Source organism: Ahrensia kielensis DSM 5890 (assembly GCF_000374465.1).
Lineage (GTDB): Bacteria > Pseudomonadota > Alphaproteobacteria > Rhizobiales > Rhizobiaceae > Ahrensia > Ahrensia kielensis.
In genome coordinates, this window is record NZ_KB894529.1 from 167,313 (window position 1) to 182,260 (window position 14,948).

The window sequence follows — 14,948 nt, forward strand, 5'->3', positions numbered from 1 at the left end:
TTAACTGCCAGCCAGTGTCATTTCTGGAACCAAAATTGTAGGCGCAGCAGTGCCGTAATTTCTGTCCAAATCATTTGCAGGTACCATTGTCATAAACATGTCTTTTAGATTCGATGCAATCGTCACTTCAGACACTGGGAACGCAATCTCGCCATTTTCGATCCAAAAACCTGACGCGCCACGGCTATATTCACCTGTAACCATGTCTACGCCTTGGCCAAAGACTTCGGTGACATAAAAACCCGTTCCAACGGCTTTGATGATTTCATCCGGTGATTGTTCGCCCGGCTGCATCCATACATTGGTTGGTGATGCACCAACGGAGGTGCCACCACGTGCACCCCTGCCATTGGTTGGCAAACCAAGTTCACGGCCAATAGACGTGGAAAGATACCAGTGTTGCAAAACACCGTTTTCTACCATCGTCAGTTTTTCACCGCGAACGCCCTCGCCATCGAACTGCCGAGAAGCCTGCCCGCGCACAATATTCGGATCATCAATAATCGTAATCTTATCATTGGCGATCTGCTTACCCATTTTTTCTTGCAGGAAAGAAGATTTACGGGCGACAGATGCGCCATTGATCGCGCTGTTTAAATGTCCCAAAATACCGCGTGAAACCCGTGGATCAAAAATAATTGGCACGGTTTGCGTAGGCATTTTACGCGGGTTTAATCGCTTTACTGCACGCTCGCCAGCCGACCTTCCTATTTCGCTGCGACGATCAAGATCATTATAAAATAGTCGGCTGGAATAATCGTAGTCACGCTCCATACCGCTTCCTTCACCGGCAATCACTGAGACTGAACAGCCAAAGCGCGTTCCCTGATAACTGCCTTGAAATCCATGGGAGGTTACAAGCACCATTCCGCCAACACCGGCAGATGCGCCTGCACCAGATGACTTTGACACACCTGCAATTTCTAAAGCTGCGGCTTCGGCTTCGAGCGCATCTTGTGTCAACATTTCTGCCGTTACGTCGCTTTTGTCATAAAGATCAAGATCGGCAAATTCTGAAGCTAACCGATCTGCGTCAGCCAAACCATTGAAAGTATCATCCGGCGAAACCTTAGCCATCGCAACCGCGCGCGCGGCAAGCATGTCTGGATTGCTCGATGTCGCTGCAGAAATACTAGCGACCTTCTGACCAACAAAAACCCGCAGTGACATATCGTCAGCTTCAGATGCATCCGTCCCTTCAACTTTGCCATTGCGCACTTGAATTGACGTTGATCTTTGGCGTACGGCAACAGCGTCGCTCGCATCTGCTCCAGCGCGTTTAGCAGCCTCTACAAGTGCGGCAGCGTGATCGATCAAACTCTGGGAGTCGTCCTGCATATTGTCTCCGATTGATGGTACGCGCTAAGCGCAAATTGTTATACTTGTCTTCTGGCACAAGATACGTGCAATATCTATGCAGTACTATGTATGAATAGCTTGAGATTTCATCAAGTTTTTGAGAGATCTAATTGTTGTCTCAAATTTCAAGCAATAACATACCGAATATTTCAAAGGATCAAGTTTATGGCTGGCGGCGAAGCGACTGCATTGTTTAGTGAAGCCGTTCTGATCTTGGGCGCAGCTGTCGTTGCTGCACCCCTTTTCAAAAAACTTGGCCTTGGCACCGTGCTTGGATATTTGGCGGCAGGCGTTGTGATTGGCCCAGTGTTGCGGCTTGTTACAGACGCGGAACAAGTTCTCCAAGTGTCTGAACTTGGCGTCGTCTTTTTGTTGTTTATTATCGGGCTTGAATTAAAGCCTTCACGGTTATGGTCTTTACGGCGCGATATTTTTGGCATTGGTTTACTGCAAGTTTTCTTAACTGGCGTCGCCCTTACATCACTGGCTGCACTCCTCACGGATAAAGGCATAGCGGCATCGGCAGTTATCGGTTTTGGCTTAGCGCTTTCATCGACGGCCTTTGCACTACAAGTGCTTGAAGAGCGCGGCGAGATGAACCGGCAACATGGGCAAAAATCATTTGCTATCTTGTTATTTCAAGACCTTGCAATCGTTCCCTTGCTTGCCGTCATTCCACTGCTTGCACCATTTGCCACTGAAACGGATTCAAATGGCTTAATACAATTTGGCAAGGCTGTCGGGGCAATCGTTCTTCTCATCGTGGCTGGGCGCTATCTGCTCACACCATTGCTACGCATTATAGGTAATACGGGCGCACGCGAAGCCATGTTAGCGACTGCCTTGCTGGTGGTACTTGGCTCAGCTTACTTGATGCAATTGGCAGGTCTTTCCATGGCTATGGGCGCATTCATAGCGGGGGTAATGCTCGCAGAATCGTCTTATCGACACGAGCTTGAAGCGGACATTGAACCTTTCAGAGGTTTGTTACTTGGCCTCTTTTTCATTGCGATCGGCATGAGTTTAAACCTCGGCGTTCTGACAAGCGAATGGCTTACAATTATCATTGCTGTGCCGCTTTTAATGATCGTCAAATCATTGGTGGTGTTCGTGCTATGCCGTGTTTTTGGAAGTGATTACAATGTGTCTCTGCGCACCGCGATGGTGTTGCCACAGGGCGGGGAATTTGGCTTTGTCCTTTTTTCCGCAGCCGCAGGCATGAGTATTTTTGATCAAGACACATCTTCCCTGCTGATTGCCATCACAACATTATCAATGGCGCTTACACCTTTGTCCGTAGCGCTAGGATCGCGTTTAGAAAAAGCAAGCCCAATTGTTGATATGGAAGAAAATTTTGAAGGAGCCGATGAAAGTGTCGATGTGCTGATGATCGGCTTTTCACGGTTTGGGCAAATTGCATCGCAAGCACTTCTTGCAGGCGGCAAGGAAGTGACGATTATTGATAACTCCGCTGACCGTGTTCAATCGGCCGGAAAGTTCGGGTTTCGTATCTATTATGGCGATGGAACACGCAAAGAGGTATTAGAAGCTGCTGGCATTAGACGCGCCCGTCTTGTCGCTATTTGCACCCATAAAATGTATACCACCGATCACATTGTTGATCTCATTAAGGCCGAATATCCCGAACAAAAACTTTACGTACGCTCTTATGATCGCACCCACAGTTTAAGCCTTCGTGCAAAAGAGGTGGAGTACGAACTTCGCGAAACTTTTGAATCGGGCCTGTTGTTTGGCGCAAGCACTCTGGAAGCTCTGGGAGTGAGCGAGGAACAATCGCGAGACATCGTTGATGATGTTCGGCGCCTTGATGAACAGCGTTTGCGTATTCAAGCAAGTGAAGGACTGGCGGCAGGCGGCAATATGATTCATACAACCCCTGTGAAGCCTGAACCACTCACGAAACCTAAACAAGAAGGTCGTATCGTGAATGTTGAAGAACGCCACTCTAAGAAGGGAGCCAACGCGTGAGTGATCCATCTGTGACACCTTTTCATTTAGCCTTTCCAGTGCGAGACTTGCAGGAAACGCGCGCATTTTATCATGATGTTCTTGGATGCACGCCGGGGCGTTCATCTGAAACTTGGACAGATTTCAGTTTGTTTGGGCATCAAATGTCGGCCCACCTTCGGAAAGATATGCAACCGACCCATAGCGCTGGCTCTGTTGGCAAAGACATCGTGCCTATTCCCCATTTCGGTGTCGTTCTTATGATGGATGATTGGAAAGCACTGGCGGCCAAACTTGAAGCCTATGACGGTACTGACTGGATTATGAAACCCAGCTTGCGCTTTGAAGGCGAAGCAGGAGAACAAGCAACGCTTTTTATCCGCGATCCTTCCGGCAACGCACTTGAGTTTAAAGGCTTTACGTCAATGGATCAGGTTTTTGCCGCATGACGACAAAGCCTTCCGGTGTTGCCAGTAACGCCAAATTCACAACTGGCGGAACGATGCGACATGTCATCACCATGACGGCTACGGGCTCACTCGGTCTCGTCGCAATATTTATGGTTGATGCGCTTAACCTGTTTTATATTTCGCTCCTTGGTCAAGCCGAGCTTGCCGCTGCAATTGGCTATGCAGGCACACTCATGTTCTTCACATTGTCAGTAGCCATTGGCATGACAATTGGCGTAAGCGCGCTTGTTTCCAGAGCACTTGGTCAGAACAACAGAACGCTTGCTGCGGAAAATGGCGGCGCAGCATTGCTCTTAATTGCAATCGTCATGACAATCATTGTTGCGGCCGCATGGCCTAACATTGATTACCTGTTAGGGCTTTTAGGAGCATCAGGCGAAACACGCATTATTGCCACCGGCTTTTTACAGATCGTTCTACCCTCAACAATTGTTATGTCTATCGGCATGGGGGCAAGTGGGATACTGCGCGGCGTAGGCGATGCCAAGCGCGCGATGTACGTCACCCTCTTAGGGGGAGCCGCATCGGCAGTGCTTGACCCGTTCTTTATATTTACGCTTGATATGGGCGTTACAGGTGCAGCAATTGCAACGGTTATATCGCGTAGCATCATTATGATTGCAGGACTTTATGGTGCAATAATTGTCCATAACCTCGTCAAGCTGCCGACCATCAAGACATTTTCTCGTGTGTCAAAGCCTTTTGCTGGCATTGCAATTCCTGCTGTCTTGACACAATTGTCTACCCCTGTTGGCAATGCTTATGTGACAGCAGAAATTTCTAGTTTCGGTGATTCAGCGGTTGCTGGATGGGCTGTCATTGGCCGCGTAATACCAGTCGTTTTTGGTGTTATCTTTGCGCTTTCAGGCGCGATAGGCCCGATATTGGGACAGAATTACGGTGCAAAATTATATGACCGCGTCAGACAGTCTATGCGTGACGCATTGGTTTTCACGCTATGCTATGTCCTTGTTGTCTGCTTTATATTGTTTTTCCTAGCAGGAACAATTGCTGACATTTTTGACACAAGTGGTGAAGCGCGCACGCTGATCATATTCTTTTGTCAATTTGCAGCGATCAGCTTTCTGTTCAACGGGGCACTGTTCGTTGCCAATGCCGCGTTTAACAATCTTGGCTATGCGTTTTATTCCACCGTATTCAACTGGGGCCGCTCAACCTTGGGCGTCATTCCATTTGTCTGGGTTGGTGCTCAATATTATGGCGCACAGGGCGTATTGGCAGGCTGGGCATTAGGCGCTGTTATGTTCGGACTTGCGGCTATCATTACTTGTTTTCGTGTTTTGAAAACAATTGAGAAGCGAGATGATGATGACATTGAGCCACAACCTTCTCTACCGCCTGCAGCCAACTCTCCATTTTCAAGCTCGAAGGGTGCCAATCTTGGCTAGTGGCCAAGCCTCGGCCATTACGACTTGATGATCTTGTTCATCGCCGCATCCAAAGAACGTTTTAGCTCATCGCGAACGCCTATGGAGTCGTCGATAATATTTTGCGCTTTGAAGAAGTCCTGAACCCTATATTTTGAAATATTCGGGCGCAGGAAAATGTCCAGCGGGCTCATTGCCAATTTATGGCTGAGAATAGACTGCATCATTAATTGGCTAGCGCCATAAATGCTATCGATGGCTTTAGGCGCCTTGGTTGCATCGCCAATAGGCGTTCCAACGACATCAATACCGATAACAATATCAGCGTGTCCTATGAGATGATCAAATGGCACTGGGTTATAAATACCGCCATCAACCATATAGCGGCCATTTATTTGCACGGGCCTAAATACGGCTGGTATAGAAGCCGAAGCCGCCACGGCATCAATCAAGTCACCGTCGGTGTAAACCGTTTCTTTGAAGCCATAATAGTCTGTTGCGCTGACAGACAAAGGGATCTCAAGTTCAGCGAATGTCTTTTTGATCTGCTCAGGCAAGAACGCTTTAAGCATGGTTCGAGCGTCGAGCTGTCCAATACTGAACTCATTGTTGAACATGTTTTTAAAACCGCTCGGCCGAGCCTTCACATAACGTGTTAAAGCACCAGTTCGATTGCTAGCGAGTTCCAGACTATATTCACGTATTTCTTTGCCTGAAATACCCGATGCAACTGCCGCGCCCATGATCGCACCAATAGAAGCCCCTGAAACAGCAACTGGCCTGATGCCCATTTCATCAAGAACCTCGATGATATGGATATGCGCATAGCCGCGCGCACCGCCGCCGCCAAATGCGACAGCAACCGTGGGGTCATTTGTGGATGGGGCGGCCTTATCAGAGGGCTTTTTCATGTCAGCCATAGCCTTATTATTTCTCGATTTGCTTTATAAATCTTACCACACTGGTATTTGAGCTTCGCTCGTCTATCAGTTGAAAACCATCAGGCATCATGAATGGTGCCTTTGATGCTTCCTCCAGCACAATGAGAGCATCTGCATGCAGCCAGTTCCCTTCACGCAGAGATACAAGCGCTAGCTCGCCTAATTGTTTATTATAAGGCGGGTCCATAAAGACCAAATCAAACGGCTCTACAGTTCCAGCAGGGCCAAGCTTGGTTGCGTCACGCCGGAAAAGTTTAGTGGAGCCTTGCAAGCCAAGTGTGTGTGTCGTTTCACGTATAAGACCGCGGCCCTGCGCACCCATTTCGATAAACAAAGCAAAAGATGCACCGCGCGACATCGCTTCAAAACCAAGCGCACCAGTGCCTGCAAAAACATCGGCAACACGTCCACCGCTCAGTTTGTCAGAGTAAGCATGTTGCAAAACATTGAACAAGCTTTCACGCGCGCGATCTGTCGTCGGCCTTATGTCATCTGAACCGGCTTTAGGGCCTGCAATTGCACGTCCTTTGAATTTACCGCCAACGATACGCATAAACCGTTTCTAGTCCTTTTTGCCGCGCTGAGGTGGCCGACGGCCTGCCGTCGGTTTGCCAGATTTCGAGCGATCTCCAGCTTTCCATCCGCCGGGGCGATCATTTGGCTTACCAGCTGGCTTTGCGCCTCTTGGTCTTTTGTCGCCGTTTGGCGAAGCGGAGGCATCAAACATTTTGTCGCTACGCTTTTTGCCATCTTCTTTTTTAGCGCCGTACATTCCTTTTGAACGCAGACCGCCTTCGCTTTTGGAGTCTGAGCGACGTGGACCGCGTGCATCACCACGTCCTTCAGCCTCATCATCTTTGCGCTTGCCTTGCGGGCGTGCACCTGGGGCCATCCAAACATTTACTGAACGGCTGGGACGCGCTTCGCGTTTGGCTTTATCAAAGCTCGGCTTTTTACCGCGATCTTCAGATGGCGCCTGTGTCGACCAGCTATCGCGATCACGTTCACGCTTATCAACGGGCTTTTCGTATCTACGCCCTGCTTTTTTAGCTTCTTTACGCGCTTCTTCTTCGGCAGCTTCGCCTAAGAGTTTGGTGCCAGACACCCAATCACCACGGCGTGATGCTTCAATACGTTTGTCTTCGACAGGTTTATTGCTGCGCACCGGTGCATTGGGAAATGCATTGGTCACGGGTGCATCAAAATTAGCGCCAGATTCTTCAATCAATCGGTCGCCAAGTTGGTCACGCAGTGTGCGTCCTTTAACTTCCAATACTTCACCTTCGCGCAATTCACCCAGCTGGAAAGGACCGAATGAAATACGGATAAGTCTGTTAACATCAAGGCCAAGTGCGCCCATCACGTTTTTAACTTCGCGGTTTTTACCTTCACGAAGACCGACTTCAATCCAAACATTCGTGCCTTGCTCGCGCTCAAGACGTGCTTCAATAGAGGCGTAGAAAACACCATCAACAGCAATACCGTCTTTTAGTTTATCAAGCTGCTGCTGTGTAACCTTGCCATGTGCACGCACACGGTATCGGCGCAACCAGCCCGTTTGAGGCAATTCAAGTACACGGGCCAAACCGCCATCATTTGTTAAAAGCAGCAGGCCTTCAGTGTTAATATCCAACCGGCCAACTGACACAACACGTGGCAATTCATCCGGCAGGCTTTCAAAAACTGTTGCTCGTCCTTCTGTATCGCGGTTGCTTGTCACCAAGCCGCCGGGCTTATGGTAAAGCCATAGGCGTGTTCTTTCGATCGTCGGAATAGGTTTTCCGTCAATCAAAATAATATCACTGTCGCTTACATTGAGCGCAGGTGTGGTCAGCGTCTTGCCATTGACTTTAATTCGGCCGTCCACAATCAACGCTTCGGCATCACGGCGCGAGGCTATGCCTGCTCTCGCCAAACGCTTAGCGATACGTTCTACAGGGCGCGAAGTTGCCTCATTTTGGGTCGGCTTGCTCTTAAAGCTGCGCTTATCATCATTCTTATTCATCTGGTATTGCCTTGGTTGTTACCGCTCCCTAACAAAAGAGGGCAATATTTGCGAGAGAAACTTTGAATATGACTACAGCAACATCAAAAGAAAGCTTTATGGATATCGCATTGGCAGAAGCCGCGTTGGCTGGAGCAATGGGCGAAGTCCCCGTCGGCGCAGTCATTGTCCTTGACGGCGAAGTTATTTCACGTTGTGGCAACCGTACACGAACCGATCATGACCCAACTGCGCATGCCGAAACAATGGCAATAAGGATGGCTGCTAAAAAACTTGGCCGCGAACGACTGGAAGGTTGCGACCTATACGTGACACTGGAGCCCTGTGCGATGTGCGCAGGTGCCATATCTCACGCACGTATTCGCCGTTTGTATTTTGGCGCACTCGATGAAAAAGGCGGGGCAATCATCTCTGGCACACGCTTCTTTTCAAATGAAACATGCCACCATGCACCTGAAGTGTATGATGGCATTTCAGCAGATGCATCAGCGCGCATCCTGAAAGATTTTTTCTTAGCGCGGCGCTAATTCATGCTTTAGAGCCAAGGGATAAGACGTCCCAAACCAGTTTTACCCTTACCCTGTGCTTTTTTACGCGCACGTTCTTTAGTCGCTTCGCTTTCGCCCAACTCGCCTGCTACAGCTGTTTCGGCAGGTTGATTATATTCAGCAGGTGGATCGGTAAGGTAAGTACGAGTGCCGCCGGTTGCGCCCCGTCCTGGACCTGCAGACGAGCCAAGTGCATTAGCATCTGCACGGTTCGTTACAAAGTTAGCGCTGCGCTTGCCGCTTTCGATGTCTGCTAAGATACGTTGACGCTTTTGCTCTGGTGATTCTGGCCACTCAGCTGAAGTATCAGCAATCTTTTTCTGCGGGGCAGGTAATGCGGATGTGTCAGCAGGCTTCACGATATCAGGGCGCGGCGTATACTGGATGCCAGCCTTATCATGACCAGCTGGAGCTAATGAAAGCGCGCCGCCTAAATCATCCATCAAATGTGCGCCAGATGTTTTGCCTGTACCGTAGGTTGGGCCCATACAGCCAGCCACAGAAGCTGCAACTGCAACAACTACACCTGTTTTTACGACATTTTTAATCATCAAATTCAACACCCTGTTTCGCCTAATTTAAGGCCTGCGCATAAACGCATTTAAATTCAGACTCCGCGTTAGACGCGAAATCTGACTTTTTCGTGGTTGTTCATACCATAAGCACGGCAATTCAAGCAATGTGCTTATAATTTACCCAGAAGTTTCAACTCCTGAAGAACCTTTGCATCGCGTGCGGATACTTCAGGAAACTCTGGATCGGCGCCAACATCTGTTGTCACACGCCAAGAGCGCGCACATTTTTCACCTTTTGCTAATTGCGGCACAACGGCAACGCCAGCAACATCATCAAGTGTGAATGCACCATCTGGCGCAGTGCCAACACTGATCTCAATATCAGACGTGATACAGATCTCTTCCATATCAAGGCCATTGATCGCAGTGTTTAGCTCATCATTATTGATGTAAACCACAGGTGCGGCTTCCAAAGAAGAACCAATGCGTTTCTCGCGGCGTTCGATCTCCAAAGCACCGGTCACAACACGGCGTACCTGACGCACTTTTTTCCACTTTGTCGCCAATGCATCATCGCGCCATTCATCAGGACAGCTACGGAACTGCTCAAAGTGAACAGATTTCGCATCCGGATAACGGCTGAGCCATGTTTCTTCCATCGTAAATGGCAAAATCGGTGCCATCCACGTAACCAAGCGATCGAACAGATGACCAACAACCTGCAACGCAGCCTTGCGGCGAACCGACGATGGACCATCGCAGTAAAGCGCGTCTTTACGAACATCGAAATAAAACGCTGACAGTTCAAGCACCATAAAATCAAGCAAGCTGCGCGTGATGCGTTTAAAATCGAAACTATCGTAATTGCTGTTTACCAGCTTATCGAGTTCCCAGATACGGTGAAGCATCAGGCGTTCTAGTTCTGGCATATCAGCAAGAGCCACCTCCTCACCCTCATCATGCGAAAGCGTGCCGAGCATCCAGCGCAATGTGTTGCGCAACTTACGGTAGCTATCGATGTTGGTTTGCAGAATGGTTTTGCCGAGGCGCAAATCTTCTGAATAATCAGATGAAGCAACCCAAAGACGCAAAATGTCAGCACCCGATTGGCTGATGACTTCCTGCGGCGTCACAACATTGCCCTTAGATTTGGACATTTTCGTTCCGTCTTCAGCCATTACGAAGCCATGTGTCAGCACAGCATCATAAGGCGCACGGCCTCTTGTGCCAGAGCTTTCAAGCAATGATGAATGGAACCAACCGCGATGCTGATCTGAACCTTCGAGGTAAAGATCGGCAGGCCATTTCAAATCTTCACGTTGCTCCAGACAGAAAGCATGGGTTGAACCTGAATCAAACCAAACATCAAGGATGTCGTTAACTTTCGTCCATTGCTCCTGATTGTCCACAATGCCATCTAAGAAGCGTTTTTTTGCACCCTCAGCATACCACGCATCTGCGCCTTCTTTTTTGAAAGCCTCGACAATGCGCTGTGAGAGTTCATCAGATTTATCGAATTCAGGGCCCGGAATAACCTGTCCTGTTTCCTCATTACGGAAAACAGAGATAGGCACACCCCAAGCGCGCTGACGCGAAAGCACCCAATCGGGGCGTCCTTCGATCATGCCGCGCAAACGGTTTTTGCCCAAAGCTGGTACAAAGCGCGTCTCTTCGATCGCTGCCAAAGCTGTGTTACGAAGCGTTCCTTTTTCGCACACGCCATCCTTGTCCATATAGACAAACCATTGCGGCGTATTGCGGAAGATGATCGGCTTCTTAGAGCGCCATGAATGTGGGTACTCATGCTTAACACGGCCACGCGCAAACAAATTGTTTTGGCCAATAAGCGCAGTGATCACCGCTTGGTTGGCTTTACCCTTTTTGCCCTTTTCATCAATTACTTTGACATCAGGAAAACCCGGTGCATCGTCTGTATAGGTGCCATCATCGGCCACACAGAACGGAATAGACGAATCTATACCAAGCGCTTCGATTTCCGCGCGTTTAGCGACCCAATTCTCAAAGTCATCACGGCCATGGCCAGGTGCTGTATGAACAAAGCCTGTACCGGCATCTTCCGTTACATGATCGCCGTGCAGCATTGGTACTTTGAACTGGTAACCATCAACGCCCATACCCTTTAGTGGATGATCAAGGACCATACCTTTGAGATCATCGACAGAAACATCGCCAACACGCTTCATTTCCACTTTGGCTTTTTCTGCACATTCACCGACAAGACTATCGGCAAAAATTGAGCGATCGCCAGGTTGCGGACCAAATTCGTTTTCAGCAACGGTCACTTCATAAAGGCCATAGGACACTTTTTTAGAGTAACAAACGCAGCGGTTGGCTGGCATTGTCCACGGCGTCGTTGTCCAGATAACAATCGACGCGCCTTTGAGATGGTCAGGGCCTTTAGCGATTGGGAACTTTACCCAAACCGTATCAGACTCATACATCTCATATTCGATCTCAGCTTCAGCCAAGGCAGTTTGCTCAACCACTGACCACATGATTGGCTTTGAACCACGATAAAGCTGGCCAGATTTAGCAAATTTCATCAACTCGCCAGCAATGATTGCTTCGCTATCGAAGTTCATTGTCAGATATGGATTTTCAAAGTCACCCGTGATGCCAAGGCGCAAGAACTCTTCTGATTGAACACCGACCCAGTGCGCTGCAAAATCACGACATTCCTGACGGAACTCATTGATTGGCACTTCGTCCTTGTTTTTACCCTTACCGCGATATTGCTCTTCGATTTTCCATTCGATTGGAAGACCGTGGCAATCCCAGCCCGGCACATAGTTGGAATCATAGCCGCGCATTTGGAATGAGCGCGTGATAACATCTTTTAGTGTTTTGTTGAGCGCGTGGCCGATGTGCAGATTGCCATTGGCATAGGGCGGACCATCATGCAGCACAAACTTCTCACGGCCCTTGGCATCTTCACGCAAAGATTTATAGAGGTTCATCTCATTCCAGCGTTCAATGATTTCAGGCTCTTTTTTAGGCAAGCCAGCACGCATAGGAAAATCTGTCTGCGGCAAATTGAGTGTTTTGGAATAGTCGATCTTGTTATCGGCAGAATCGGTCATAGTTGTTTATCGGTCATTTCTGGCGCGGCTTACGGTGTATCGGCGCGGCATTAAAGTTCAAATGGAAAATGGGCGCGAAGACAATGCGCAATATCCCGGCCTTACATCGCTGCTAGCGGTAGGCCGGGCCTATAATTCGGATTATGATAGCTTCCATAAACATGCGTTTCCCATAGCAATGCTTGATTAAAAATAAAAGCTTTAATCGGCAACCGTTTTATCTAGCTTTGAATAGATAAGTTTTTTCATCGCAAAGGTCATCACTTTAGGCGCAATCTGCCCTAAAAAAGCAAAAATTCTTGCGGCTACGCCGGGCATCGAATGTGCCTTGCCACGTTTTATATCCCGCAAAATCAATTTTGCAGCGTCATTCGGCGCCATTCGTTTTTCTGCATCAGCGCCATCGGGTGCATGGCGTGCGGCATGATCGGTTTTAAGCGGCCCTGGAAAAACCACCGTCACTTTGATGCCTAATTGTTTCTGCCAAACTTTGCGGACAGCCTTTGCATACACAGCCAAAGCATCCTTGGAAGCTGCATAGCTTGCCGCTCCGGGATATCCTGTAAAGTGGGATAATGAAGAGACAAAACCAACACGGGCCCCATTGTCGATTTTTCCTGCCTTCATCAAACCTGCACATAGACTTATTGGCGCTTCTGCATTAACCGCGATGATACGAGCATGACTTGATGTGGAGATTTCCTCAAACTTGCCAGTTGCTGAAATGCCCGCATTAAAAATGACCAAATCAAAGCCATCCGATGATGTTAATGTCATCAGTGCCTTATCAACGGCATCACGGCTCGATAAATCACACCGCACATATTCGGCTGTGCTGGCTTGATCTGGCAGATCACGGTCAAGATTTGTGACATGAAAGCCATCGGCTAAGAGCCTAGCGCAAAGCGCCTGACCTAGCCCTGCACTTCCACCTGTTACGAGCGCTCTCATAGACTTTTGCCCATTATGCTGCCGCCAAGATAATATTTCAGAAAAGACAGGCTAAGCGGTGAGCGTTTTGAAGACATTGCATATTCCATCATTGCGGCCATTGATGACGGATTGATAAATATTGAATGCAGGCGACCTGCGTCATGTCCAGCTTTTGCATGCATGTCAGTTTTTGTGGGGCCGGGATGCAAAATTTGCACCGCTACCCTGCCCCGCCATTCTGATCGCAAAGCTCGCACAAAACCGTGCAGCGCACCTTTGGATGCAGCATAGACTGGAAACAGAGCTTGGCCCTTATGGGCGACAGAGCCAACAATAGTCAAAGTGCCTTCGGCTTTGGCGAGCCAAGGATAAAGCGTGCGCGACAATAATATTGTGGCCGTCGAGTTGATATCTATTGTCTGTCGAACACGCTCGACATCATCGATTGCGTTTTTGACGGCAAATCCCGTGCCTGCATTTAAAACAACATTGTCCAGCTTCACCCACCCTGCCTTAAGCAAAGCTTCAGCGATGATTTTTACAGCTGCTTTCGGATCGCTTTGCGAAGCCTGTACGTAAATAAGGTTGGGTGAGAATACTTCGGTGATTTTACTGCGATCACGACTACCTGTTACCATCACATCGTGCCGTGCGCTCAACCTGTTGGCCAGTGCAAGGCCAATCCCAGATGAGCCGCCAGTGATGAGTATCTTGCGGCGCATCAGGCGCCATCTCTACCAAATGTTAATTGCGCATCGAGCTCAGAGATTGGCTCAAGACCCGACAAGATTTCACGGGCATTTTTCTCATCAATTTTCATCTGTTCGATCAATGGATCGAGACCGAGAAATTTTTCTTCACCACGCAAAAAATCGATAAGGCTTACCGTACAGTTTTCATCATAAAGATCGCCTTTAAAATCGAAAACATATGTTTCTAAAAGCGGCGCGCCTTTTTCGGTTACAGTCGGCCTTCGTCCAAAGCTTGCTACACCATCAAATATTGTACCGTCTTGGCGGTGAAACCGGACAGCATATATACCATGCGCCAATGGTGTTTCTGCAGGAAGCGCCATATTCGCAGTCGGGTAGCCGAGTGTACGCCCCAACTGTTCGCCTGCAATGATTGGAGATGTTACGCGGTAGCGGTAACCAAGAAGATCGTTGGCCGCGGCAACATTGCCTTCTGCAAGTTCGTGACGAATTCGGCTCGAAGAAATGATATCAGATGTCTGATCGCGCTGCGCGTCGACAAGTTTCACCTGAAATCCATTTGTTTCGCCCGCTTGCATTAAATAAGCAGGGTCACCTTGCCGATCTTTACCGAAATGGAAATCAAATCCGGTGACTACCGCTTTAGCACCCAAACGACCAACAAGAATATCATTGATAAAAACATCTGCCGTCTGCTCTGAAAATTCTTTCGTGAACGGTAATTCAACGATTGCACCAAACCCTATTTTCTCAACAATGCGCGCTTTCATGCGCGGTGGCGTGATGCGGGACAACTTCATTTTTGACTGAAAAAAAGAACGTGGATGCGGTTCAAAAGTCAAAACCAGTGCTGGCACATTCATTTGCTGCGCTAGATTAAATGCTGTTTTTAGAACGGCTTGATGGCCCCGATGCAAGCCATCGAAATTGCCGATAGCAATAACACCACCGCGCAAACCTTTGGGAAAATCCATAAGGTCCTGAATGCGTGCAAAATCCGCCATGTC

At 48.7% G+C, this 14,948-nt stretch carries 13 protein-coding genes; 4 read left to right on the forward strand and 9 right to left on the reverse strand.

Going from position 1 to position 14,948, the window contains the following annotated elements:
* Positions 1-1,338: a TldD/PmbA family protein gene (locus tag C504_RS0106965; protein ID WP_018688603.1), complete on the reverse strand. Its 1,338-nt coding sequence runs from the start codon at positions 1,336-1,338 to the stop codon at positions 1-3.
* Positions 1,339-1,524: 186 nt separating this feature from the next.
* On the opposite strand from C504_RS0106965, the gene C504_RS0106970 reads away from it, so the two are divergent.
* Genes C504_RS0106970 through C504_RS0106980 form a run of 3 tightly spaced genes read left to right on the forward strand, consistent with a single transcriptional unit; the run spans position 1,525 to position 5,206 of the window.
* A complete protein-coding gene (locus C504_RS0106970) occupies positions 1,525-3,348 on the forward strand; it encodes a monovalent cation:proton antiporter-2 (CPA2) family protein (RefSeq protein WP_018688604.1) in 1,824 nt (607 codons plus the stop codon).
* An 11-nt stretch (positions 3,349-3,359) separates the two neighbouring features.
* A complete protein-coding gene (locus tag C504_RS0106975; RefSeq protein WP_026317291.1) occupies positions 3,360-3,776 on the forward strand; it encodes a VOC family protein in 417 nt (138 codons plus the stop codon).
* A complete protein-coding gene (locus C504_RS0106980; protein ID WP_018688606.1) occupies positions 3,773-5,206 on the forward strand; it encodes an MATE family efflux transporter in 1,434 nt (477 codons plus the stop codon). The genes C504_RS0106975 and C504_RS0106980 overlap by 4 nt, the downstream gene beginning before the upstream one ends.
* Before the next feature lie 17 nt (positions 5,207-5,223).
* Here C504_RS0106980 and C504_RS0106985 read toward each other — a convergent pair whose 3' ends face one another.
* Genes C504_RS0106985 through C504_RS0106995 form a run of 3 tightly spaced genes read right to left on the reverse strand, consistent with a single transcriptional unit; the run spans position 5,224 to position 8,131 of the window.
* On the reverse strand, positions 5,224-6,105 hold the full coding sequence (locus C504_RS0106985; RefSeq protein WP_018688607.1) for a patatin-like phospholipase family protein: 882 nt from the start codon (positions 6,103-6,105) through the stop codon (positions 5,224-5,226).
* 7 nt (positions 6,106-6,112) lie between these two features.
* Entirely contained in the window at positions 6,113-6,679 is a 567-nt protein-coding gene (gene rsmD, locus C504_RS0106990; protein ID WP_018688608.1) for a 16S rRNA (guanine(966)-N(2))-methyltransferase RsmD, read from the reverse strand.
* A gap of 9 nt (positions 6,680-6,688) precedes the next feature.
* Positions 6,689-8,131 carry a pseudouridine synthase gene (locus C504_RS0106995; protein ID WP_018688609.1) on the reverse strand — a complete coding sequence of 481 codons (1,443 nt, stop codon included), beginning with the start codon at positions 8,129-8,131 and terminating at the stop codon, positions 6,689-6,691.
* A 68-nt stretch (positions 8,132-8,199) separates the two neighbouring features.
* Here C504_RS0106995 and C504_RS0107000 point away from each other — a divergent pair, with 68 nt between their 5' ends.
* Positions 8,200-8,658, forward strand: a complete 459-nt coding sequence (locus C504_RS0107000; RefSeq protein ID WP_018688610.1) for a nucleoside deaminase — start codon at positions 8,200-8,202, stop codon at positions 8,656-8,658.
* Positions 8,659-8,666: 8 nt separating this feature from the next.
* On the opposite strand, the gene C504_RS17375 is transcribed toward C504_RS0107000, so the two are convergent.
* From C504_RS17375 to C504_RS0107030, 5 genes are all read right to left on the reverse strand, one after another.
* Complete coding sequence (locus C504_RS17375) at positions 8,667-9,230, reverse strand: hypothetical protein (protein ID WP_041951629.1); 564 nt, start codon at positions 9,228-9,230, stop codon at positions 8,667-8,669.
* 134 nt (positions 9,231-9,364) lie between these two features.
* Positions 9,365-12,295: an isoleucine--tRNA ligase gene (gene ileS / locus C504_RS0107010; protein WP_018688612.1), complete on the reverse strand. Its 2,931-nt coding sequence runs from the start codon at positions 12,293-12,295 to the stop codon at positions 9,365-9,367.
* A gap of 201 nt (positions 12,296-12,496) precedes the next feature.
* Entirely contained in the window at positions 12,497-13,246 is a 750-nt protein-coding gene (locus tag C504_RS0107020; protein ID WP_018688614.1) for an SDR family NAD(P)-dependent oxidoreductase, read from the reverse strand.
* The gene (locus C504_RS0107025; RefSeq protein ID WP_018688615.1) at positions 13,243-13,950 is read right to left on the reverse strand and encodes an SDR family NAD(P)-dependent oxidoreductase; all 708 of its coding nucleotides are present in this window, start codon (positions 13,948-13,950) and stop codon (positions 13,243-13,245) included. Before C504_RS0107025 ends, C504_RS0107020 begins: the two co-directional genes overlap by 4 nt.
* Positions 13,950-14,945 carry a bifunctional riboflavin kinase/FAD synthetase gene (locus tag C504_RS0107030; RefSeq protein WP_018688616.1) on the reverse strand — a complete coding sequence of 332 codons (996 nt, stop codon included), beginning with the start codon at positions 14,943-14,945 and terminating at the stop codon, positions 13,950-13,952. The genes C504_RS0107025 and C504_RS0107030 overlap by 1 nt, the downstream gene beginning before the upstream one ends.
* Positions 14,946-14,948: the final 3 nt, after the last annotated feature.

What these genes read in the sequence shown, in the direction of transcription:
- C504_RS0106965 (WP_018688603.1), bottom strand. Translation starts at nt 1,338, where the DNA reads ATGCAGGACGACTCCCAGAGTTTGATCGATCACGCTGCCGCACTTGTA.
- C504_RS0107000 (WP_018688610.1), top strand. Translation starts at nt 8,200, where the DNA reads ATGACTACAGCAACATCAAAAGAAAGCTTTATGGATATCGCATTGGCA.
- C504_RS0107020 (WP_018688614.1), bottom strand. Translation starts at nt 13,246, where the DNA reads ATGAGAGCGCTCGTAACAGGTGGAAGTGCAGGGCTAGGTCAGGCGCTT.
- rsmD (WP_018688608.1), bottom strand. Translation starts at nt 6,679, where the DNA reads ATGCGTATCGTTGGCGGTAAATTCAAAGGACGTGCAATTGCAGGCCCT.
- C504_RS0106985 (WP_018688607.1), bottom strand. Translation starts at nt 6,105, where the DNA reads ATGGCTGACATGAAAAAGCCCTCTGATAAGGCCGCCCCATCCACAAAT.
- C504_RS0107025 (WP_018688615.1), bottom strand. Translation starts at nt 13,950, where the DNA reads ATGCGCCGCAAGATACTCATCACTGGCGGCTCATCTGGGATTGGCCTT.
- ileS (WP_018688612.1), bottom strand. Translation starts at nt 12,295, where the DNA reads ATGACCGATTCTGCCGATAACAAGATCGACTATTCCAAAACACTCAAT.
- C504_RS0106995 (WP_018688609.1), bottom strand. Translation starts at nt 8,131, where the DNA reads ATGAATAAGAATGATGATAAGCGCAGCTTTAAGAGCAAGCCGACCCAA.
- C504_RS0106980 (WP_018688606.1), top strand. Translation starts at nt 3,773, where the DNA reads ATGACGACAAAGCCTTCCGGTGTTGCCAGTAACGCCAAATTCACAACT.
- C504_RS0107030 (WP_018688616.1), bottom strand. Translation starts at nt 14,945, where the DNA reads ATGGCGGATTTTGCACGCATTCAGGACCTTATGGATTTTCCCAAAGGT.
- C504_RS0106970 (WP_018688604.1), top strand. Translation starts at nt 1,525, where the DNA reads ATGGCTGGCGGCGAAGCGACTGCATTGTTTAGTGAAGCCGTTCTGATC.
- C504_RS17375 (WP_041951629.1), bottom strand. Translation starts at nt 9,230, where the DNA reads ATGATTAAAAATGTCGTAAAAACAGGTGTAGTTGTTGCAGTTGCAGCT.